The organism is Rathayibacter festucae DSM 15932, assembly GCF_004011135.1.
Taxonomy (GTDB): Bacteria; Actinomycetota; Actinomycetes; order Actinomycetales; family Microbacteriaceae; genus Rathayibacter; species Rathayibacter festucae.
On sequence record NZ_CP028137.1, the window covers coordinates 1,809,843 to 1,829,487 of the forward strand.

The following is a 19,645-nucleotide window of genomic DNA, read 5'->3' on the forward strand; positions in this document are numbered from 1 at the left end:
CCGGCGCCCACCCGGCACCCGGCGCCGCGGCGTCCGGCGAGGGCGCGGCGATTCTCGTAGGCTCGACGCGCTCCGCGCTCGCGCGGGGCCGCGCCGGACGCAGGCGCGACGCACGACGGCGGAGGAACACGTGGCCCAGGGCAGGACGAACGATCGCGAGGCGCGCACCCGATTGAGGGCCTACCAGGCGCGGCAGACCCTGCACCGCACGCGCGCCAAGCGCCGGGTCCGCGACAACGTGATCGCGGCCGTCGCGGGCGTCGTCGTGATCGCCCTCGCGGTCGTCGCGCAGCTCCTCTACTTCTCCGGCGGCCCGGGCACCCCGGTCGCCGAGCCGACGTCCTCCGAGAGCGCGACGTCCACGCCGACCCCCGAGGCGACCGGCCAGAACACCGGTGACGTCCCCTCCGCCGACATCGCCGAGGGCCGCGACTGGACCGGCACGATGTCGATCAACAGCGACGAGCTCGGCATCACCCTGGCCGGGGCCGCAGCACCGCAGGCCGTCTCGTCCTTCCTCTCCCTGTCGCAGTCGGGCTTCTACGACGGCGTCTCCTGCCACCGGCTCACCACCGAGGGCCTCTACGTCCTGCAGTGCGGCGACCCGAACGGCGACGGCACCGGCGGCCCCGGCTACAGCTACGGACCCGTCGAGAACGCGCCCGCGGACGGCGTCTACCCGGCCGGCACGATCGCGATGGCACGCCAGGGCGGCAACGGCTACAGCCAGGGCAGCCAGTTCTTCGTCGTCTACCAGGACACCCAGCTCCCCGAGGACGCGGCGGGCGGCTACACGGTGGTCGGGCAGGTCACCTCGGGTCTCGATGCGCTGATCGCCGACGTGGTCGAGAAGGGCACGGCGGACGGCTCCGGCGACGGCGCTCCCGCCGAGCCGGTCACGATCGGCGGCATATCGCTGCAGTAGCCCTCGCGCGCGCCGCCGGCGAGCGGCGCGCACGACCCGCGGGACCGCGGACGAACGGGGGCGCGGGGAGTGCAATAGGCTTGTCGTCACTGCCCGTTCGCGGCTGAGCGCGGTCGTCGGCCTCCGGCTGTCGAGCACCGAGGCCGAGGGGCGGGACGACAGCGAAAGGCGGCACCCGATGCTGACTCCAGACGGCGACATCGACACCGTGTCCACCCCCGGCACCGTGTCACCCGACGACAGCGCGTCCTCCGAGACGACCGACGCTCCCGAGAGCACCGGCGCCCCCGAGGGCGCCGACGCCCCGGCCGAGACGGACGCTCCCGAGACGGGAGTGGACTCCCCCGAGGCGGCGACGTCCGGATCCGAGACGGCGACGCCGGACGAGGTGGCGGCCCCCGAGGAGGCAGCGGCCTCGGACGAGACGGCGACCTCCGACGTCGAGACGGCGACCTCGGACGAGACGGCGACCTCCGATGAGGCAGCGACCTCCGACGAGGCGACGACTCCCGAGGACGCGGCGCCTCCCGTCGTCCCCACGGCTCCCCGCCCGCAGGCGGGCTCCCGGCAGCCGTGGGGCCGCGTGGGCGACGACGGCACGGTCTACGTCCGCGTCGGCGACGAGGAGCGCGAGGTGGGCCAGTACCCCGACGCGACTCCCGAGGAGGCCCTCGCCTACTACGAGCGCAAGTACACCGAGCTCGCCGGGCAGGTCTCCCTGCTCGAGCAGCGGGCCAAGCGCGGCGCTCCGGCGAACGACGTGTCGCGTGGAGTGCAGACGCTCACCGCGGCCATCTCGCAGGCGCACGCCGTCGGCGACCTCAACGCCCTGCAGGCCCGCGTCAGCGCGCTCAGCGGATCCGTCGAGGATCTGACCGAGCAGCAGGCCGCCGAGACGAAGGCAGCCCTCAGCGACGCCATCGCGCACCGTGAGGCGATCGTCGCCGAGGCCGAGGCGCTGGCCGCCGTCGACCCGGCGAAGACGCAGTGGAAGCAGGCCAGCGCCGCGATCGACGACCTCTTCGCCCGCTGGCAGAGCCACCAGCAGCAGGGTCCGCGCCTCCCCAAGAACGACGCCAACGAGCTGTGGCGCCGCTTCCGCGGGGCGCGCACGACCATCGAGCAGAACCGCAAGGCGTTCTTCGCCGACCTCGACTCGGCGCACCGCGAGGCCAAGCAGGCCAAGCAGTCGCTGATCGATCAGGCCGACGCCCTGGTCTCGCGCGGTGCCGAGGCGATCCCGGAGTACCGGGCCCTCCTCGAGCGCTGGCGGGTCGCCGGTCGCGCCGGCAAGCGGTTCGACGACGCCCTCTGGGCGCGCTTCAAGGCCGCCGGCGACGCGATCTACGGCGCGAAGGCCGAGGTCGTCGCGCAGGAGAGCGTCGAGTACACCGAGAACCTCGACCTCAAGCTCGCCCTCCTCGAGGAGGCGGAGCCGCTCCTGCAGGAGCAGGACCGCGAGAAGGCCAAGCGCGTACTGCTCTCCGTCCAGGAGCGCTGGGACGCGGTAGGCCGCGTGCCGCGCGAGCAGGTGCGCACCGTCGAGGACCGCCTCCGCAAGGTCGAGGCGCACGTGCGCAAGCTCGACGAGGAGCACTGGAACCGCAGCAACCCCGAGCGCAAGGCGCGCTCGGAGGGCCTGGCCTCGCAGCTGACCGCCGCGATCCAGAAGCTGCAGGACGAGCTCGACGAGGCGAAGGCCCGCGGTGACCGCGCCGCCATCGCCCAGGCGCAGGAGGCCCTCGACGCCCGCAAGGTGTGGCTGGACGCCCTGGGCTGATCTCGGGTGTACCGAGAACCACTCCTCGAGCGAGGTGGATCTCGAGACGCCCGCGGCGCGGGCTACTCGATCAGCATGAACGAGCGTCCGTGACCGTCATGCTGATCGAGTAGCCGCCGGAGGCGGCGTATCGAGACCCACCGCTCGCCGGCGGGAACCGCACGACGCCGGCTCGGGCGGGTCCGTCCACAGATGTGCCGCGGCTGTCCCGCGGGGACGGCGGCTCGGCCAGCATGGGCGGATGACGCGCCTTCTCCCCTCCGTGCTGCTCCCGGGGCAGCTGCCGCTCGCGGAGCTCTGCGCCGCCCGTCTCGACGGCGAGGTCGTCGCGCTCGACGAGGGCTTCCTCCTCGCCGATCTGCCGGTCGGCCCGGCCGAGCGCGGCGCGGCGCTGCGGGCGGTCGTCCCGTCGAAGGCGGTGGCGGACCGGCTGTCGGCGGCCTGGGTGCACGGCGCGATGCCCGCCGCTCCCCCGGTACACAGCGCCTCCATCGACCGACGGAACCGGCTGCACCCGCCGATGCTCGCGCGGGTGCGCTTCCACGAGGTCCGGCTCACCGACGAGGACGTCGTGCTCCTCGGCGGCTGCTCCGTCACGACCCCCGAGCGGACCCTGATCGATCTGGCGCGCACCCGCAGCACCTGCGACGACGATCTCCTGCGCAGTCTGGCGGCCGTCACCGGTGTCTCGCTCGAGCGGGTGCTCGAGCGATTGGACAGCGGCCCTCCCGTCTCGAGCCGCCGGATCGCCCTGCTCCGCCTGACCGCGGCGCTCGGCTGACCCGGCCCTGAGCCCGGGTACTGCGCCGGCGGCGCCGGGCGATCAGCCCGCGTTCACCCGGTAGACGTCGTAGACCGCGTCGATCCTGCGGACGGCGTTGAGCACCCGGTCGAGGTGCGTCGTGTCGCCCATCTCGAACACGAACCGGCTGATCGCCAGTCGGTCGCTGGAGGTGGAGACCGTGGCCGACAGGATGTTCACGTGGTGCTCGGAGAGCACGCGCGTGACGTCGCTGAGCAGGCCGGACCGGTCGAGCGCCTCGACCTGGATCTGCACCAGGAAGATGCTCTTCGAGGACGGCGCCCACTCGACGTCGACGATCCGCTCCGGCTCCTTGAGCAGCTCCTGCACGTTGTGGCAGTTGGCCTGGTGCACCGAGACGCCGGCACCGCGGGTGACGAAGCCGACGATCTGATCGCCCGGCACCGGGGTGCAGCACTTCGCGAGCTTGACCAGGATGTCCGGCGCGCCCTTGACCAGGACCCCGGACTCGCTGCTGCGGCTGCGCGGACGCGGAGAGCGCGGGAGGGTGACCTCGTGCTCGTCCGACTCCGGGTCGCCCTGGATGGTCGCGACGACCTTCTCCAGCACCGACTGCGTGGAGACGTGCCCCTCGCCGACCGCGGCGTAGAGCGCCTCGACGTCGTTGTAGCGCAGCTGGCTGGCCACCTCGGTGAAGGTGTCCTGGCTCATCAGCTTCTGCAGCGGCAGGTTCTGCTTGCGCATGGCCCGCGCGATGGAGTCCTTGCCCTGCTCGATCGCCTCGTCGCGGCGCTCCTTGGTGAACCACTGGCGGATCTTGTTGCGGGCCCGCGGGCTCTGCACGAAGTTCAGCCAGTCCTGGCTGGGGCCGGAGTCCGGGTTCTTCGAGGTGAAGACCTCGACGACGTCGCCCGTGGTCAGCGAGGACTCGAGCGGCACGAGCCGCCCGTTGACCTTGGCACCCATGGTGCGGTGGCCGACCTCGGTGTGCACGGCGTAGGCGAAGTCGACCGGGGTCGCGCCGGTCGGCAGGCCGATGACGCGCCCCTTGGGCGTGAAGACGTAGACCTCCTTCGCACCGATCTCGAAGCGGAGGGAGTCGAGGAACTCGTTCGGGTCGGTCGTCTCGGACTGCCAGTCGGAGAGGTGCGCGAGCCAGGCGAGGTCGGTGTCGTTCGAACCGGAGGCGACCTTGCCCGTCGCCATCTGCTCCTTGTACTTCCAGTGCGCCGCGATGCCGAACTCGGCGTGCTGGTGCATCTCGTTGGTGCGGATCTGGATCTCGACCGCGCGGCCCTTCGGCCCGATCACCGTGGTGTGCAGCGACTGGTACAGGTTGAACTTCGGCGTCGCGATGTAGTCCTTGAAGCGGCCGGGCATCGGGCTCCAGCGCGCGTGGATCGAGCCGAGCACGGCGTAGCAGTCGCGCACCGAGTTGACGAGGACGCGGATGCCGACCAGGTCGTAGATCTCGTCGAAGTCGCGGCCACGGACCACCATCTTCTGGTAGATCGAGTAGTACTGCTTCGGCCGGCCGACGACGCGGCCGCGGATCTTGCCCGCCCGCAGGTCCTCGCCGATGAGGTCGATGATGCTCTGGACAAACTCCTCGCGCTGCGGGGTCCGCACCTTCACGAGGCTCTCGATCTCGTTGTAGATCTTGGGGTAGAGCACCGCGAAGGACAGGTCCTCGAGCTCCCACTTGATCGCCTGGATGCCGAGGCGGTTCGCGAGCGGCGCGTAGATCTCGAGGGTCTCGGTCGCCTTGCGGGCCGCGGACTCGGCGGGGACGAAGCCCCAGGTGCGCGCGTTGTGCAGGCGGTCGGCCAGCTTGATGATGAGCACGCGGATGTCCTTCGACATCGCCACGATCATCTTGCGGACGGTCTCGGCCTGCGCGCTGTCGCCGTACTTGACCTTGTCGAGCTTGGTGACGCCGTCCACCAGCATCGCGACCTCGTCGCCGAAGTCGGCTCGGAGCTCGTCGAGCTTGTAGTCGGTGTCCTCGACGGTGTCGTGCAGCAGCGCGGCGGCGATGGTCTTCGAGCCGATGCCGAGGTCGGCGAGGATCTGCGCGACGGCGAGCGGATGCGTGATGTACGGCTCGCCGCTGCGGCGCTTCTGGTTCGCGTGCGCACGCTCGGCGACCGAGTAGGCCCGCTCGATCAGCGCGATGTCGCTCTTGGGGTGGTGCGTCCGCACCGTCCGGACGAGCGTGTCGACCGCCCCGGAGGGCTGTGCGCGCGAGAAGATCCGCGGGACCAGCCGGCGCAGGGCGGCGGTCGAGGACGTGGTCGTGGTGTCGCTCACGCGGAGATCTCCATCGCCTCATTATCGCCCGTCGCGGGGCGCCTCGTGACCGGTCCGCCGGGAGCGGACAGGCCCGCGGTCAGTCGATCCGGCCCGGACGTCCCTCATCGTCGACGACCTCGCCACCAGCGGCCGCCCAGGCGGTCATCCCGGCCTCGATATTCGCCGTCTCGTAGCCGGCGCCGTCGAGCGCCTGGACGACCATGGCCGAGCGGACGCCGGAGTGGCAGACGACGAGGATCGCCGCGTCGCGCGGGAGCTCGTCCTGCCGCTCGCCGATGCTGCCCATCGGGATGTGGTGCGCCGCTGCGGCGTGCCCGAGCGCCCACTCGTGCGGCTCGCGCACGTCGAGCAGCCAGACCTCGTCGCGCTCGACGAGGCCGATCGCGTCCGCGGCGGTGACCTGTGCGTAGTCGGCCACGATCAGCCCTGGACGACGGGGGTCGCGGCGCGCTCGCGGGCCGAGACGACCCGCTTGTCGTGCTTGCCGATCTCGGCCTCGCCGCTGCGCAGCTGGGCGTAGAGCGGGGCGGCGACGAAGATCGTCGAGTAGGTGCCGACGATGATGCCGATCAGCAGCGCGAGCGAGATGTCGCGCAGCGTGCCGGCACCGAGGACGAAGGCGCCGATCACGAGGATCGCGGCGACCGGCAGGGCCGCGACGATCGAGGTGTTGATCGAGCGCACCAGCGTCTGGTTCTCGGCGAGGTTGACCGTCTCGGAGAAGGTCTTGGTGGTGCTGCCGAGCGCCTCCGCGGTGTTCTCGCGGATCTTGTCGAAGACGACGACCGTGTCGTAGAGCGAGTAGCCGAGGATGGTGAGCAGTCCGATGACCGCCGCCGGCGAGACCTCCGTCCCGGTGATGCCGTAGACGCCGGCCACGATCACGAGGTCGTGCAGGAGCGCGACGATCGCGGCGAGGGACATCTTCCAGGTCCGGAAGTAGGCCCACATCGCCAGGGCGGCGAGGATCACGAAGATGATCAGGCCGCGGACGGCCTGCTGCGTGACGTCCGAGCCCCAGGCGGCGCCGATGAAGGACGACGCGACCTGCTCCGTCGGGACGGAGTACGCCTCGGACAGCGCGTTGCGGACCTGGGTCGACTCGTCGGTCGACAGCTGGCTGGTCTGCACCCGGATCGAGTCGTCGCCGACGATCGAGACGCGCGGGACGGCGTCGGGCGAGACCGAGGTGACGGCGTCCGTCGCGGCGGTCTGGTCCAGGTTCTCCGGTGAGGTGACCGTGAACTCCGAGCCGCCGGTGAACTCGATGCTGAAGTTGAAGCCACCGCGCGCCGCCGTGCCGAGCACGGTGAGCAGGATGATCGCGATCGAGATGAGGTACCAGGTGCGCCGGCGACCGACGAAGTCGACCGAGCGCTTGCCGGTGTAGAGGTCGTTTCCGAACTGCGAGAAGCTGGCCATCACGCGTCCTTCCCGTTCGAGTCGTTCGAGGAGCTGCGCGCGGCGGCCGCCTCGGCGGCCTTGCGCTCGGCGATGGTCTGGCGGCGGGCGGCCTCGCGGGCGGCGGAGGAGCCCTTGCCCGAGGCGCCCTTGCCGGCGAGCACGGCGTCCTGCGGACGGAACGCCGCTCGGCCGCGGTAGACCGCGCCGAGTGCGCGCGGATCCAGTCCGGAGGCCTTGTGCCCCTCGGAGAAGAACCTGGTCGTCGCGAGCAGCTGCAGCATCGGGTGGGTGAAGAGGATCACCACCACGAGGTCGATCAGCGTCGTGATGCCGAGCGTGAGCGCGAAGCCGCGGACGCTGCCGACCGCGAGGGCGAAGAGCACGACGGCGGCGAGCAGGTTCACCATGTCGGAGGCGAAGATCGTGCGCAGCGCGCGCCGCCAGCCGGCCTCGACCGAGGACTCGAGTCCGCGGCCGTCGCGCAGCTCGTCGCGGATCCGCTCGAAGTAGACGATGAACGAGTCCGCCGTGATGCCGATCGCCACGATCAGACCCGCGACTCCCGCGAGCGAGAGGCGGAGTCCCTCCCGCCAGGAGAGCAGGGTGACGACGAGGTAGGTGACGATCGCCGCCACCATCAGCGACGCGATGGTCACCGCGCCGAGCACGCGGTACTGCGCGATCGAGTAGACGACGACGAGGATGAGGCCGATCAGGCCCGCGAGCAGGCCGCTGGCGAGCTGGGTCGAGCCGAGCGTCGCGGAGATGCTGTCGGAGCTCTGCACCTGGAAGCCGATCGGCAGGGCGCCGTACTTCAGCTGATCGGCGAGGGTCTTCGACGACTCCTGGGTGAAGGAGCCGGAGATCTGAGCGTTGCCGTCGGTGATCGCCGCGTTGGTGGAGGGCGCCGAGATGACGCGGCCGTCGAGGACGATCGCGAACTGGTTCTGCGCCCCCTGCAGGCCGACGAGGCGCGAGGTGACGTCGCCGAAGGCCTGGGTGCCCTGGTCGTCGAAGGAGAGGTTGACGGCCCAGGTGCCGGTGCTGGCGCCGGAGGACGTCGTCATCAGGCCGTTCGAGGCATCGGAGATGTCCTCGCCGGTGATCTCGACGGGCCCGAGGATGTACTTCGCCGTGTCGTTGTCGTCGCAGGTGATCAGGGGCTGATCGGCCGGCGCGAGATTCGGGTCCTGGTCGTTCAGGAACGCGCAGTCGAAAGAGGTGTACTGCGCCTCGAGCGCCGGCGTGATGTAGGCGAGGTCGCTCGCGCTGGTCGGCGCGGCCGTCGGCTCGGTGGCGAGCGAGGGGTCGACCGGGGTCGGCGTGGGCGAGGCGGTCGAATCGCCGCCGACCGAGCTGTTGGTCGCCTGGCTGGCGACGAGCACCGGGCGGAAGTCGAGCTTCGCCGAGGCCTCGATGCGCTGCAGCGTCGCGTCGTCCGGCGTCCCCGGGATCGAGACGACGATGTTGCTCGAGCCCTGGGTCGTGATCTCGGACTCGGAGACGCCCGCGGCGTCGATCCGCTGGCGGATGATCGAGACGGCCTGCGTCAGCTGCTCGGACGAGACGGTCTGGCCGTCCGAGAGCTGGGGCTGGAGCACGATCTGGGTGCCGCCCTCGAGGTCGAGCGCGAGCTTCGGCGTCCAGGAGCCGCCGCCGAAGGCGACGGCGGCGGCGTTGAGGCCGACGAGCGCGAGGATCAGGACGCCGAGCCAGCTCAGCGAGCGCCGAGCCTTCCGGACGGGGGTTGATGCGGCCACCCAGGGCTCACCTTCTTCTTCGGTCGGCGCCGGCTCTCCGGCCGACGCTGGCTCTGCGGTCGACGTCGATCCTCGCGCAGGCGCCGACCCCGGGGGCCGCGCCTGTCGTCCGATCGACGGTCTTCGGTCCGGGGCGCACCCCGGACGTGGAAGGGCGGGCGGGGCGCCGATGCACCCTGCCCGCCCTGGAGACTACTGCGCGTCGGGCCTGCGGTCGCGCTCGACCGGGTCGACCAGCGGGTCGGACGTGTGCGCGGCGTCGCGCTCGCCGAACGCGGGCGACTCGACGGCTGCCACGGACTCGGCCTCGTCCTCGTCGGCGACGACCGCGTTCTCGGTCGGGTCGATGAGGCGGGCGATGGCCTGACGGTGGATCGTCAGGAGCGTCCCGGGGGTCGACTCGATGACGATCTTGTTCTCGTCGTCGTCGATCGAGACGACGGTGCCGAACAGGCCGGAGCCGGTCATCAGCTCGACACCGGGGACCAGCCCGGACTTCATCTTCTCCGCGTCGCGCTGCCGCTTCTTGTTGTTGCGGAACATGAAGATGATCATCACGGCGAGAAGCAGGACGAGCAGGATGATCGTCGGATCCATGGGTGAGCCTTCCGGAGTTGAGGGTGATCCGCCGCGCACACAAGGGGTGGCGCATGCGGATCGAGCGGCCCGTCGGGCCTTGAAGATTATAGGTCATCTCCGAACAGGGGCCGCTGGGAGGCCGAGGCGGCTCCCCCGCGCGGATCCACGCCGAAGTGCCGGTACGCGGCCGGGGTCGCGACGCGGCCGCGCGGCGTGCGGGTGAGCAGCCCGATCCGGACGAGGAACGGCTCGACGACCGCCTCGACCGTCTCCGCCTCCTCGCCGACGGAGACCGCGAGCGTGTTGAGGCCGACCGGTCCGCCGTCGAAGCGGGTGAGCACGATGTCCATCACGGCGCGGTCGAGGCGGTCGAGGCCGAGCTCGTCGACGTCGTAGAGGTCGAGTGCGGCGCGGACCGCGGTGACGTCGGCACGGCCGCCGTGGACGAGCGCGAAGTCGCGGACCCGGCGCAGCAGGCGGTTCGCGATGCGCGGGGTGCCCCGGCAGCGGCCCGCGATCTCGGCGACCGCCTCGCCGTCGATGTCGAGGTCGAGCAGCCGCGCGGCGCGGGTGAGCACCTGGCGCAGCTCGTCCTCGGCGTAGAACTCGAGGTGGGCGGTGAAGCCGAAGCGGTCGCGCAGCGGATTCGGCAGGAGGCCCGAGCGCGTGGTCGCGCCGACGAGGGTGAACGGCGCGAGATCCAGGGGGACGGAGGTCGCGCCGGCGCCCTTGCCGACCATGATGTCGATCCGGAAGTCCTCCATCGCGAGGTAGAGCATCTCCTCCGCGGAGCGCGCCATCCGGTGGATCTCGTCGATGAAGAGGATCTCGCCGGGCAGCAGCGAGGAGAGCACGGCGGCCAGGTCGCCGGCGTGCTGGATCGCGGGGCCGCTGGACATCCGCAGCGGCGAGGAGCTCTCCTCCGCCACGATCATCGCGAGGGTGGTCTTGCCGAGGCCGGGCGGGCCGGCCAGCAGGATGTGGTCGGGCGTGCGGCCCTGCATCGCCGCCGCCTTGAGCAGCAGCTCGAGCTGGCCGCGGACCTTGCGCTGGCCGACGAACTCGCCGAGGTTCTTCGGGCGGAGCGCGCCCTCGAAGGCGATCTCGGCCTCGGAGGCGACCTCCGGGCCCATCACGTCGTCGCCGCTCACGAGCGCGCCGCCGGACCGAGCCGGGCCAGGGCGAGGCGGAGCAGGGACTGCACGCTCGCGGCGTCGGAGGCCTGGGCGTCGAGCAGGATCTCGTCGACGACCTCGGCGGCGACGCGCTCGGGCCAGCCGAGGCCGACGAGTGCCGAGAGCACGCTCTGCGCGGCCGTCGCACCCGGCCCGGAGCCGCGGGCGGCGCGCGGGCGGACGGCGAGCTTGCCCGCGAGCGACAGGATGATGAGCTTCGCGGTCTTGGGGCCGATGCCGGAGACCTTGCGGAAGACGGCGTCGTCCTCGTCGGCGACGGCCTGGGCGATGCGCTCGGGCTCGACCGCGCCGAGCACGCCGAGCGCGGACTTGGGGCCGACGCCGGTGACGCCGATCAGCAGCTCGAAGATCTCGAGCTGCTCCTCGTCCGGGAAGCCGTAGAGGGTCAGCGAGTCCTCGCGGACGATCAGCGTCGTCGTCAGCACGGTCTCGTCGCCGACCCGCAGCTCGAGCGCGTGCTGCGGCGTGACGTTGACCGCGTAGCCGACGCCGTGAACGTCGACGACGGCGAGGCTCCCGCGAGCGGAGAGGACGGTGCCGCGGAGGGAGGAGATCACCGCGTCAGTCTAGAGGCTCGAACAGGCGTTCGAGTGGCGGCCTCCGCGGCGCGCCAGGCCCGCTGGGCCGCGGTCTCCCCCTCGGCGGCGGCGGGGCCTGCGGCGAGGGGACCGCGCCAGGCGTGGCAGACGGCGAGGGCGAGGGCGTCGGCCGCGTCGGCCGGCTTCGGCGGGGCGTCGAGCCGGAGGATGCGCTGGATCATCGTGGTGACCTGGCGCTTGTCGGCCGATCCGTAGCCGGTGACCGCGGCCTTGACCTCGCTGGGTGTGTGCATGCCGACGACGAGGTCGCGGCGGGCGGCCGCGACCAGGGCGACGCCGCTGATCTGGGCGATGCCCATCACGGTGCTGACGTTGTTCTGCGCGAAGACGCGCTCGATCGCGACGGCCTCGGGACGGTGCTCGTCGAGCAGCGCCTCGATCCCGTCGCCGAGGGCGAGCAGCCGGCGCTCCAGCGGCGCGTCGGCGGGGGTCCGGAGGACGCTCACGTGCACGAGCGTCGCGCGCCGGTCGCGGCCGACGTCGACGATGCCGACGCCGCACCGGGTGAGCCCCGGGTCGATCCCGAGGACGCGCATCAGCGCGCCCGCCCGGGACGAGCCGGGGTCACCGGGTCACTCCTCGTCGTTCTCGAGCTCGGCCCGCACCTCGGGCGTGATGTCGAGGTTCGTGTAGACGTTCTGCACGTCGTCCGAGTCCTCGAGGGCGTCGATCAGGCGGAAGACCTTGCGCGCCGTCTCGGCGTCGGCCTCGACCTGCAGCGAGGCGACGAACTCGACGTCGGCGGCGTCGTAGTCGATGCCGGCCTCCTGGAGCGCCGTGCGCGCCGGGACGAGCTCGGCGGCCTCGGTGCGGACCTCGAAGGACTCGCCGTGGTCGATGACGTCGTCGACGCCGAAGTCGAGGACCGCGCCGAGCACGTCGTCCTCGGTCACGCCGTCGCCGTGCGGGACGGTGATGACGCCCTTGCGCGCGAAGTTGTAGGCGACGCTGCCCGGGTCGGCCATGGTGCCGCCGTTGCGGGTCATCGCGGTGCGGACGTCCGCCGCGGCGCGGTTCTTGTTGTCGGTGAGGCACTCGACGAGCAGCGCGATGCCGTTCGGGCCGTAGGCCTCGTACATGATCGTCGTGTAGTCGATGACCTCGCCGGTGAGGCCCGCGCCGCGCTTGATCGCGCGGTCGATGTTGTCGTTCGGCACCGAGGTCTTCTTCGCCTTCTGCACGGCGTCGACGAGCGTCGGATTGCCGGACATGTCGGCGCCGCCGATCTTGGCGGCCACCTCGATGTTCTTGATCAGCTTGGCGAAGGACTTCGCGCGGCGCGAGTCCTTGATCGCCTTCTGGTGCTTGGTCGTGGCCCACTTGGAATGCCCGGACACGGTGCTCCCTCGGAAATCTCGTTCGTGCGACTCCCTCGGGCGCCGCTGATGGCTGGTCCAGTGTAATCGAGCGCCGGGCGGGGCGGCCCGAGCCGCGCCCGAGGGAGGAGCACCGCTGCGACTGCGCACAACGGGTGCGAATCGGACAGATCGGGCGATCCGTGCCACGGACTCGCCGGATCCGGCCGGCACCCGGAACGCTCACCGGGACGACCCCGCGGCCGCCGCGGGCCCGCTGCGGCCTCACGGTGGTCGACGACCCGAGGAGAGACGATGACAGCTCAGAACCGCACCCACGGGCCCGGTCCCGCGACCACCGCTGCCGGCGTCGGACGGAGATCGCTGATCCAGGTCGCGTGGACCACGCCCGTGGTCGCCGCTGCCGTCGCAGCACCGGGGGCCGCCGCGTCGACCCCGAGCCCTGTCGCCGACGCGAGAGTCGTCCTCGGACTGCTCGTCGGCTCCTACAACCCGCGGGAGGTGGTGGTCAATCTGTACGTGACGCGCTTCCAGACCAGCGGACCGGGCAACCCGCCCCTGCTCTCCGACGTCGTGCTCCTGGAGGACGGGGAGGTGGAGATCACCCTGGAGCACGACACCGTCGCGTGGCCGGACTACGCCCGCCTGGCCTGGCCCGGCACGCACCGGATCGCCGTCCCGGGCGGCCGGTACGCGAACTACACCGGATACCAGCGTGACGGCCACGACGTGTCGGTCGCGCTTGTGCAGAGTCCCTTCACCGTGCGCCTGACCGACTCACCGACCGGAACCTTCCCGGTGTCGGGCAAGGTGGCACGCGGCCCGATCGACACCGGATCGGCCGCTCTGCTCGGCATCTACGGGCGGTCGTCCGCGACGGCCACGGTCACGGTGTGACCGCCCGCCAGCACCCGCAGGACGACCCTCGCCCGCCGATCCACCCCTCGGGAGTCGCACGCCGCGCAGCGGTCGCGGCCGCCTGGTCCGCCCCGGTGATCGCCGCGGCAGTCGCCGCACCCGGCGCCTCCGCCTCCCCGGTCGCGGCCGGCGCCTTCGCCGGAGTGTCGATCGGCGTCGGTGCCGGCGACGGCCGGTTCGTCGTCCTCGTCCTCCTCACGACGACGGCGACCACGACCGCGACGGACCTGGTCTTCGGCGAGGACGTCCGCGTGGACATCACCGCGGAGCACGACGTCGCCTCCTGGGGCGAGGGCGTCGTGGTGGACGGTCCGCGGGCCGGGCACGTCTCGATCCCGGCCGGCTCGCACCCGATCACCAGCACCTACCAGACCGAGGGGAGACTCGCCGCGGTCGCCAGGAGGGCCTTCTTCTGCCGACTCACGGCGTCCCCCACCGGCAGCTTCGCCGTCTCGGCCGCCGTCACCCGCGGGCCCCTGTACGGCGGGTCGGACCCGATCGTGAAGTCCGTGTACGGGAGCCCGTCCTTCAGAGGGACGGTCACGATCTGACGGCAGGACCCGTGCGCTCGAGATCGCCCGATCGAGCCAGCGGCACGATCTGCGCCAGCGATTCGGCGCCGGCCGCTCCTCGTCGACAGAGTGGCCGGCGAGCCGGGTCGCACCCTGCCGAACCAGTCGACGCGAGCGAGAACGAGGACACCGATGACACCCGATGAGCGCCACCCGCACGACGACGAGCTCCGATCGCCCCCTCCGCCGGGTATCGCGCGGCGGACCGCGGTCGCGGCCGCGTGGACGACACCGGTGGTCGCCGCCGCGGTCGCGGCTCCCGGAGCCTCGGCGTCCCCCGCCCCGGCCATGATCGGAACGTTCCTGGGTGTGAGGGTCCGAGACCTCGGCTCCGGTGTCTTCGCGACGGAGGTCCTCCTCAACGCCCCTGAGACGTCCGCATCGTCGATCGTGCTCGAGCGCGCTGCGGAGATCAGGATCACGGCGGGGCGCGACGTCGCGTACTGGGGAGACGGGATCGTGGCCGAGAGTCCCCGAGCGGGCCGCCTGCTCGTCCCCGCGGGCCCGTACTCGATCATCACCACCTACGAGATCGCCGGTCGACCCCTCTCCCTCGCGAACCCGCTCGGACAGCAGATCTCCGGGTTCACTGCCTCTCCGACCGGCTCGTTCCCCGTGACCGTTGCGGTGGCGAGCGGACCGGTCTACCCCGGTCCCGACCCGTCCGTCACGCAGGGAAACGGACTTCCGTCGCAGACCATCATGATCACGATCTGACGATCGCCGGCGGTCGGCGCAGCAGGCGGTAGGGACGCGGTCGGCCCCGGGCTTCTCGCCGGTCCGGCAGGTCGGGCAAAACGGGCGGCCCTGCGGCGTCGATCGGAGGAGATCCCGTCCTCCGCGGGGAGGCTGTCGGCGGACGGCCGGAGTCGCCGCCGAGACCGCGCCTCGCGGCTGATCCCGCCAGGCGGCACGTTCGATGCCACAGATTCGCCCCTCACCCCCTCCTCTCGCGAAGGTGATCCAGGCGCAGGGCCGCGCCGCCGAGACGAGAACGAGGACCGCGATGACGAACGACCCGCAGAGGGACGACACGACCGGACAGGACGGGGCGAGTCCGCCGGGGATCGGGCGCCGGTCGGCGCTCGCGGTCGTCTGGACGGTCCCGGTGATCGCAGGCGCCGTGGCGGCCCCCGCGGCCTCCGCCTCCACGCCGCCGAAGGAGGACGGCACCTTCCTCGGCGTCTGGCTCGTCTCCGACGGCCTGGAGTCCCCGCGCGCCTTCCGGGTCGAGGTGTACCTCAACGGGACCGGGACCCCGGGCACACCGGTCGTCCTCCCCCAGGACGCGGTGGTGCGCGTCAGCTGCTCCAACCACGACGTCGCGGTCTGGCCGGACGGGATCGTTCCGGAGAGTCCGCGGGCCGGCACGATCACGATCCCCGCCGGCGTCTACCCCACGGTCGCGAGCTACACGGTCCGCACCAGGAGCGTGGTGGTCACCGCCCCGTATCCGGGGCCGGGCACGGTGTGCGAGCTCGCCGCCGAGCCGAGGGGACGCTACGAGGTGGAGGCGAGGGTGACCCGCGGGCCCACCTACCGGGGTCCCGACCCGTACGCGACCGGCATCCACGGCCGCCCCTCCGCGGTCGCCGTCCTGGAGTTCTGACAGCCGGCCGAGTCTCCGACGGCCGAGGGATGTCGAGAGCGCATCCGGGCGGGCGCACTACTTGAGCAGGCGCGAGAGGACGCGGTCGGCCAGCGGCTTGCCGCCGGTCTGGCAGGTCGGGCAGTACTGCAGCGTCGAGTCGGAGTAGATCACCTGGCGGATCGTGTCGCCGCAGACCGGGCAGGCCTCGCCGGTGCGGCCGTGCACGCGCATCCCGAGCTTCTTCTCGCGCTTGAGATCGGCGGCGTGCAGGCCCTCGGCCCGGGCGAGCGCCTCCTCGAGGGTGTAGTGCAGCGCGGTGTAGAGGCGGTCGAGCTCCTCCGGCGTGAGCGTGGCCGGCTTGAACGGCGACATCTTCGCGACGTGCAGGATCTCGTCGGAGTAGGCGTTGCCGATCCCGGCGATCCGCGACTGGTCGCGCAGCACGCCCTTGAGCTGGGCGCGGCCGGCGGTCGCCAGGATCGCGCCGAGGATCTCGCGGGTGAACTCCGGGTCGAGCGGGTCCGGCCCGAGCCGCTCGACACCCGGCACGTCCCGCGGATCCGCCACGATCGAGATCGCCAGGCTCTTCTTCGTGCCGGCCTCGGTGATGTCGAAGCCGGAGCCGTCGTCGAGGATCAGTCGCGCGGCGAGCGGGCCACGGCCCGGCTTCACCGGCGCGGTCGGCCGCTCGGGGCGCCAGCGCACCCAGCCCGCGCGGGCCAGGTGCAGCAGCACGTGCACGTCGCCGATCGCGAGATCGAGGAACTTGCCGTGCCGGCTCACCCCGTGCACCGTCTCCCCCGCGAGCGAGGACGGCGAGATCGCGACGGTCTTCAGCGCGGAGATCGCGAACACGTCGAGGCGCTCCAGCACGCGGCCGCCGAGGCGCTCGTCGAGGTCGCGGGCGAGCGCGTGCACTTCGGGGAGTTCGGGCATCCCCCTACTGTGCCGTGCCGAGGTGATCGGCGGCCACCGTTCGGAGAGCGAGCGGGCGCCCGCGGCACGATCAGCGCCACCCAGCACGGATCACGCCACCGATGCGTCGCCTCTGCGCCCGCACGGGCAACCTGATCCGTCGGCGCCGTCCGCGCCCTCGAACCCGCGAAGAACCTCAGGAGAGACCATGACCGCCGATCAGCAGCACAGCGACGGAGGAGTCGGCCGGCCCGCGCGCCGGCCCGGGATCGACCGCAGGACCACCCTGGCACTCGCCTGGGCGAGTCCGGTGATCGCCGCCGCGGTCGCCGCACCCGGCGCGGCCGCCTCCCTGGCGCGACCAGGCTCAGGGAGCATCCCCGGCGCGACCCCGCCGGGCGTCCCGACGGTCGCCAGCAGGACGCTGGTCGGCGTGCAGGTCGACGAGGAGCGCGGTGTCCCCGGCGGCTTCGTGACGAGCCTGTCGCTGGTCGGCTTCGGACCCGCGGGGACGAGGATCGTGCTGGACGAGGAGGTGCAGATCGACATCACGACCGAGCAGGACGTCACGGCGTGGGCCTCCGGGATCGTGGTCACGGGTCCTCGGAGCGGCTACATCGTCTTCCCGCCCGGCGCCTACGGCGGCGGGAACACCTACACGCTCGACGGCGCCTTCGTGGAGGTGACCGGCGTGAACCGCTACCTCACGAGGCTGGCTCTGTCCCCCACGGGCACTTACCGCGTGACGGCCACCGTGCGGCGACACGTCTACCAGGGGCGCGTCGTCCCGTGGTTCGCCGCTCCGACGGCGAGCACCGTCGTCCACGTCTGAGCGACGGCCGGGACCGGCCGGAGGAGCCGAGGACTGCGGCGACGGAGGAGCATGGCCCACATCCGTGTGTCGGATCCCGCCAGAGCGCGCCGTCCACGCCACGGGTTCGTCGGTGCAGGCGCTCAGCCGTCAGGCTCTCGGTGGCCCGGAGCGCTCGCACCGCGCTGCAGACGACCCACGACGAGGAGCACCACGATGATCGGCCGCCACCACGACCACCCCGACCACGTCTGCCGAGGGACGTCCGATCCGGACGGCTGCGAGGGCGTCGTCGACCGCGAGGCGTCGCCCGGAGTCGCGCGGCGCTCCGCAGCGGCGGTCGCCGGGAGGACACGGGTGACCGCCGCCTCCGCACCCGGCGCCCCCGCGCCCGTCCCGCCGACCGCCCGGCCGTCGAGTCCTTCGTCGGGCGCCGGCTCGGCCCGGGCAGCGACGCGGGGAGCTTCCTCCGGGGACGTCGCGGATACCAGAGGCTTCGACCTCACGGCGAGGAGCACGACCGTCGAGGTCTGAGCAGTCCCCGCGGGCCCGCTCTCCGCGCAAGCGGGTGAGCGGCCGAAGAGACCGGCGCGGCCCCTAAGCGTCGGCGCCGAAACGGGTCGCCGCGACCTTGCGCAGGAACAGCTCGTGGAAGCGGTAGTCGCCGGTGATCTCGGGGTGGAACGAGGTGCCCAGCAGGGCGCCCTGCTCGACGGCGACGACCCGGCCGTCGGCGAGGGCGGCGAGGGCGTGCGCCCGCTCCCCCAGTTCCTCGACGACGGGGGCGCGGATGAAGACCGCGTGCATCGGCGGGTCGCCGATGCCGTCGATGTCGAGGTCGGTCTCGAAGGAGTCCAGCTGGTTGCCGAAGGCGTTCCGGCGGACGGTCACGTCCAGGCCGCCGAAGCTGCTCTGGCCGTCGATGCGGTCGAGCACGCGGTCGGCGAGCATGATCAGCCCGGCGCAGGTGCCGTAGACCGGCAGACCCGCGGCGATCGCCTCCTTCACCGGCTCGGCGAGGCCGAACAGGCGCGAGAGCTTGTCCATCACCGTGGACTCGCCGCCGGGGATCACGAGACCCGCGACGGAGGCGAGCTCGGATGGACGGCGCACCAGCACCACCTCGGCGCCGAGCTCGCGCAGCACGTGCGCGTGCTCGCGGAAGTCGCCCTGCAGGGCGAGGACGCCGACCCGGAGCCCTGCGAGGGACCCCCGGGTCTCGTCCTCGCCCGCGACGGGCGCGCTCTCGCTACCAGCCACGCTCGGAGAGGCGGTGCGGCGCGGGCACGTCGGCCACGTTGATGCCGACCATCGCCTCGCCGAGACCGCGGGACGCCTCGGCGACCACCTTGGCGTCGTCGAAGAACGTCGTCGCCTTGACGATCGCGGCGGCGCGCTTCGCGGGCTCGCCCGACTTGAAGACGCCGGAGCCGACGAAGACGCCGTCCGCGCCGAGCTGCATCATCAGCGCGGCGTCGGCCGGGGTGGCGACGCCGCCGGCGGTGAAGAGCACGACGGGGAGCTTGCCGGTCTGCGCGATCTCGGCGACCAGCTCGTAGGGCGCCTGCAGCTCCTTCGCGGCGACGTAGAGCTCGTCCTTGGTCAGCGACTTCAGGCGGTTCACCTCGGCCGAGATGGTGCGGATGTGCTTGGTGGCCTCGGAGACGTCGCCGGTGCCGGCCTCGCCCTTCGAGCGGATCATCGCCGCGCCCTCGGTGATGCGGCGCAGGGCCTCGCCGAGGTTGGTGGCACCGCAGACGAAGGGGACGGTGAACTTCCACTTGTCGATGTGGTTCACATAGTCGGCGGGCGAGAGGACCTCGGACTCGTCGATGTAGTCGACGCCGAGCTCCTGGAGGATCTGCGCCTCGACGAAGTGGCCGATGCGGGCCTTGGCCATCACGGGGATGGAGACGGCGGCGACGATCCCGTCGATGAGGTCGGGGTCGCTCATCCGCGCGACGCCGCCCTGCGAGCGGATGTCGGCGGGGACGCGCTCGAGCGCCATCACGGCGACGGCTCCGGCGTCCTCGGCGATGCGCGCCTGCTCGGCGTTGACGACGTCCATGATGACGCCGCCCTTGAGCATCTCGGCGAGCCCGCGCTTGACGCGGCTCGAGCCGAACTGCTCCGAGGCGGAGGAGGACGTGGGGGTGGTGTCGGTCATGTTCGCGAGTCCTGTTCTGTGCGGCGACTTCCGCCG

Annotated in this window: 20 protein-coding genes; 8 read left to right on the forward strand and 12 right to left on the reverse strand. The window is 72.1% G+C overall.

The window, feature by feature from the left end; translation table 11 throughout:
- The first annotated feature begins 130 nt into the window (after positions 1–130).
- From C1I64_RS08460 to C1I64_RS08470, 3 genes are all read left to right on the forward strand, one after another.
- Positions 131–925, forward strand: a complete 795-nt coding sequence (locus C1I64_RS08460) for a peptidylprolyl isomerase (RefSeq protein WP_127886912.1) — start codon at positions 131–133, stop codon at positions 923–925.
- 178 nt (positions 926–1,103) lie between these two features.
- A complete protein-coding gene (locus tag C1I64_RS08465; protein ID WP_208645102.1) occupies positions 1,104–2,705 on the forward strand; it encodes a DUF349 domain-containing protein in 1,602 nt (533 codons plus the stop codon).
- 241 nt (positions 2,706–2,946) lie between these two features.
- Positions 2,947–3,486, forward strand: coding sequence for a type IV toxin-antitoxin system AbiEi family antitoxin (locus C1I64_RS08470; RefSeq protein WP_127886913.1), 540 nt, complete (start codon positions 2,947–2,949; stop codon positions 3,484–3,486).
- Positions 3,487–3,528: 42 nt separating this feature from the next.
- Here C1I64_RS08470 and C1I64_RS08475 read toward each other — a convergent pair whose 3' ends face one another.
- From C1I64_RS08475 to C1I64_RS08515, 9 genes are all read right to left on the reverse strand, one after another.
- Positions 3,529–5,778 (reverse strand): RelA/SpoT family protein, encoded by a 2,250-nt coding sequence (locus C1I64_RS08475; RefSeq protein ID WP_123446201.1) that lies wholly within the window; start codon positions 5,776–5,778, stop codon positions 3,529–3,531.
- A gap of 79 nt (positions 5,779–5,857) precedes the next feature.
- Positions 5,858–6,199 carry a rhodanese-like domain-containing protein gene (locus C1I64_RS08480; protein WP_123733043.1) on the reverse strand — a complete coding sequence of 114 codons (342 nt, stop codon included), beginning with the start codon at positions 6,197–6,199 and terminating at the stop codon, positions 5,858–5,860.
- Positions 6,200–6,201: 2 nt separating this feature from the next.
- Positions 6,202–7,203: a protein translocase subunit SecF gene (gene secF, locus C1I64_RS08485; RefSeq protein WP_123446199.1), complete on the reverse strand. Its 1,002-nt coding sequence runs from the start codon at positions 7,201–7,203 to the stop codon at positions 6,202–6,204.
- Positions 7,203–8,945, reverse strand: coding sequence for a protein translocase subunit SecD (gene secD / locus C1I64_RS08490; protein ID WP_127886914.1), 1,743 nt, complete (start codon positions 8,943–8,945; stop codon positions 7,203–7,205). The genes secF and secD overlap by 1 nt, the downstream gene beginning before the upstream one ends.
- 192 nt (positions 8,946–9,137) lie before the next feature.
- Positions 9,138–9,542 (reverse strand): preprotein translocase subunit YajC, encoded by a 405-nt coding sequence (yajC, locus tag C1I64_RS08495; protein ID WP_123704427.1) that lies wholly within the window; start codon positions 9,540–9,542, stop codon positions 9,138–9,140.
- Positions 9,543–9,628: 86 nt separating this feature from the next.
- Positions 9,629–10,657 (reverse strand): Holliday junction branch migration DNA helicase RuvB, encoded by a 1,029-nt coding sequence (ruvB, locus tag C1I64_RS08500; RefSeq protein WP_123446196.1) that lies wholly within the window; start codon positions 10,655–10,657, stop codon positions 9,629–9,631.
- Between the two features lie 14 nt (positions 10,658–10,671).
- Positions 10,672–11,277 carry a Holliday junction branch migration protein RuvA gene (gene ruvA, locus C1I64_RS08505; RefSeq protein WP_123704431.1) on the reverse strand — a complete coding sequence of 202 codons (606 nt, stop codon included), beginning with the start codon at positions 11,275–11,277 and terminating at the stop codon, positions 10,672–10,674.
- Positions 11,274–11,855 (reverse strand): crossover junction endodeoxyribonuclease RuvC, encoded by a 582-nt coding sequence (gene ruvC / locus C1I64_RS08510; protein ID WP_123733041.1) that lies wholly within the window; start codon positions 11,853–11,855, stop codon positions 11,274–11,276. Before ruvC ends, ruvA begins: the two co-directional genes overlap by 4 nt.
- 36 nt (positions 11,856–11,891) lie before the next feature.
- Positions 11,892–12,656, reverse strand: a complete 765-nt coding sequence (locus C1I64_RS08515) for a YebC/PmpR family DNA-binding transcriptional regulator (RefSeq protein WP_123446193.1) — start codon at positions 12,654–12,656, stop codon at positions 11,892–11,894.
- A gap of 273 nt (positions 12,657–12,929) precedes the next feature.
- Here C1I64_RS08515 and C1I64_RS08520 point away from each other — a divergent pair, with 273 nt between their 5' ends.
- The 4 genes from C1I64_RS08520 to C1I64_RS08535 all read left to right on the forward strand — a co-directional run bounded on the left by C1I64_RS08520 (position 12,930) and on the right by C1I64_RS08535 (position 15,734).
- Positions 12,930–13,532, forward strand: a complete 603-nt coding sequence (locus C1I64_RS08520; RefSeq protein WP_127886915.1) for a hypothetical protein — start codon at positions 12,930–12,932, stop codon at positions 13,530–13,532.
- The gene (locus tag C1I64_RS08525; RefSeq protein WP_127886916.1) at positions 13,529–14,104 is read left to right on the forward strand and encodes a hypothetical protein; all 576 of its coding nucleotides are present in this window, start codon (positions 13,529–13,531) and stop codon (positions 14,102–14,104) included. The genes C1I64_RS08520 and C1I64_RS08525 overlap by 4 nt, the downstream gene beginning before the upstream one ends.
- 153 nt (positions 14,105–14,257) lie before the next feature.
- On the forward strand, positions 14,258–14,842 hold the full coding sequence (locus tag C1I64_RS08530; RefSeq protein WP_127886917.1) for a hypothetical protein: 585 nt from the start codon (positions 14,258–14,260) through the stop codon (positions 14,840–14,842).
- 289 nt (positions 14,843–15,131) lie between these two features.
- Entirely contained in the window at positions 15,132–15,734 is a 603-nt protein-coding gene (locus tag C1I64_RS08535) for a hypothetical protein (RefSeq protein WP_127886918.1), read from the forward strand.
- 57 nt (positions 15,735–15,791) lie between these two features.
- Here C1I64_RS08535 and C1I64_RS08540 read toward each other — a convergent pair whose 3' ends face one another.
- Entirely contained in the window at positions 15,792–16,652 is an 861-nt protein-coding gene (locus tag C1I64_RS08540; protein ID WP_127886919.1) for an Fpg/Nei family DNA glycosylase, read from the reverse strand.
- A 187-nt stretch (positions 16,653–16,839) separates the two neighbouring features.
- Between C1I64_RS08540 and C1I64_RS08545 the strand changes: the two genes are divergently transcribed.
- Positions 16,840–17,463 carry a hypothetical protein gene (locus C1I64_RS08545; protein ID WP_127886920.1) on the forward strand — a complete coding sequence of 208 codons (624 nt, stop codon included), beginning with the start codon at positions 16,840–16,842 and terminating at the stop codon, positions 17,461–17,463.
- A 576-nt stretch (positions 17,464–18,039) separates the two neighbouring features.
- Here the strand turns inward: C1I64_RS08545 and pdxT are convergent.
- Positions 18,040–18,702 (reverse strand): pyridoxal 5'-phosphate synthase glutaminase subunit PdxT, encoded by a 663-nt coding sequence (gene pdxT / locus C1I64_RS08550; protein ID WP_127886921.1) that lies wholly within the window; start codon positions 18,700–18,702, stop codon positions 18,040–18,042.
- A complete protein-coding gene (gene pdxS / locus C1I64_RS08555; protein ID WP_123446185.1) occupies positions 18,692–19,609 on the reverse strand; it encodes a pyridoxal 5'-phosphate synthase lyase subunit PdxS in 918 nt (305 codons plus the stop codon). Before pdxS ends, pdxT begins: the two co-directional genes overlap by 11 nt.
- Positions 19,610–19,645 lie beyond the last annotated feature (36 nt).

Excerpts from the sequence above, each read along its gene's own strand:
- ruvB (WP_123446196.1), bottom strand. The coding sequence starts at position 10,657 with ATGGGCCCGGAGGTCGCCTCCGAGGCCGAGATCGCCTTCGAGGGCGCG.
- C1I64_RS08540 (WP_127886919.1), bottom strand. The coding sequence starts at position 16,652 with ATGCCCGAACTCCCCGAAGTGCACGCGCTCGCCCGCGACCTCGACGAG.
- C1I64_RS08520 (WP_127886915.1), top strand. The coding sequence starts at position 12,930 with ATGACAGCTCAGAACCGCACCCACGGGCCCGGTCCCGCGACCACCGCT.
- yajC (WP_123704427.1), bottom strand. The coding sequence starts at position 9,542 with ATGGATCCGACGATCATCCTGCTCGTCCTGCTTCTCGCCGTGATGATC.
- pdxS (WP_123446185.1), bottom strand. The coding sequence starts at position 19,609 with ATGACCGACACCACCCCCACGTCCTCCTCCGCCTCGGAGCAGTTCGGC.
- C1I64_RS08545 (WP_127886920.1), top strand. The coding sequence starts at position 16,840 with ATGACCGCCGATCAGCAGCACAGCGACGGAGGAGTCGGCCGGCCCGCG.
- secF (WP_123446199.1), bottom strand. The coding sequence starts at position 7,203 with ATGGCCAGCTTCTCGCAGTTCGGAAACGACCTCTACACCGGCAAGCGC.
- C1I64_RS08535 (WP_127886918.1), top strand. The coding sequence starts at position 15,132 with ATGACGAACGACCCGCAGAGGGACGACACGACCGGACAGGACGGGGCG.
- ruvC (WP_123733041.1), bottom strand. The coding sequence starts at position 11,855 with ATGCGCGTCCTCGGGATCGACCCGGGGCTCACCCGGTGCGGCGTCGGC.
- C1I64_RS08465 (WP_208645102.1), top strand. The coding sequence starts at position 1,104 with ATGCTGACTCCAGACGGCGACATCGACACCGTGTCCACCCCCGGCACC.
- C1I64_RS08530 (WP_127886917.1), top strand. The coding sequence starts at position 14,258 with ATGACACCCGATGAGCGCCACCCGCACGACGACGAGCTCCGATCGCCC.
- C1I64_RS08470 (WP_127886913.1), top strand. The coding sequence starts at position 2,947 with ATGACGCGCCTTCTCCCCTCCGTGCTGCTCCCGGGGCAGCTGCCGCTC.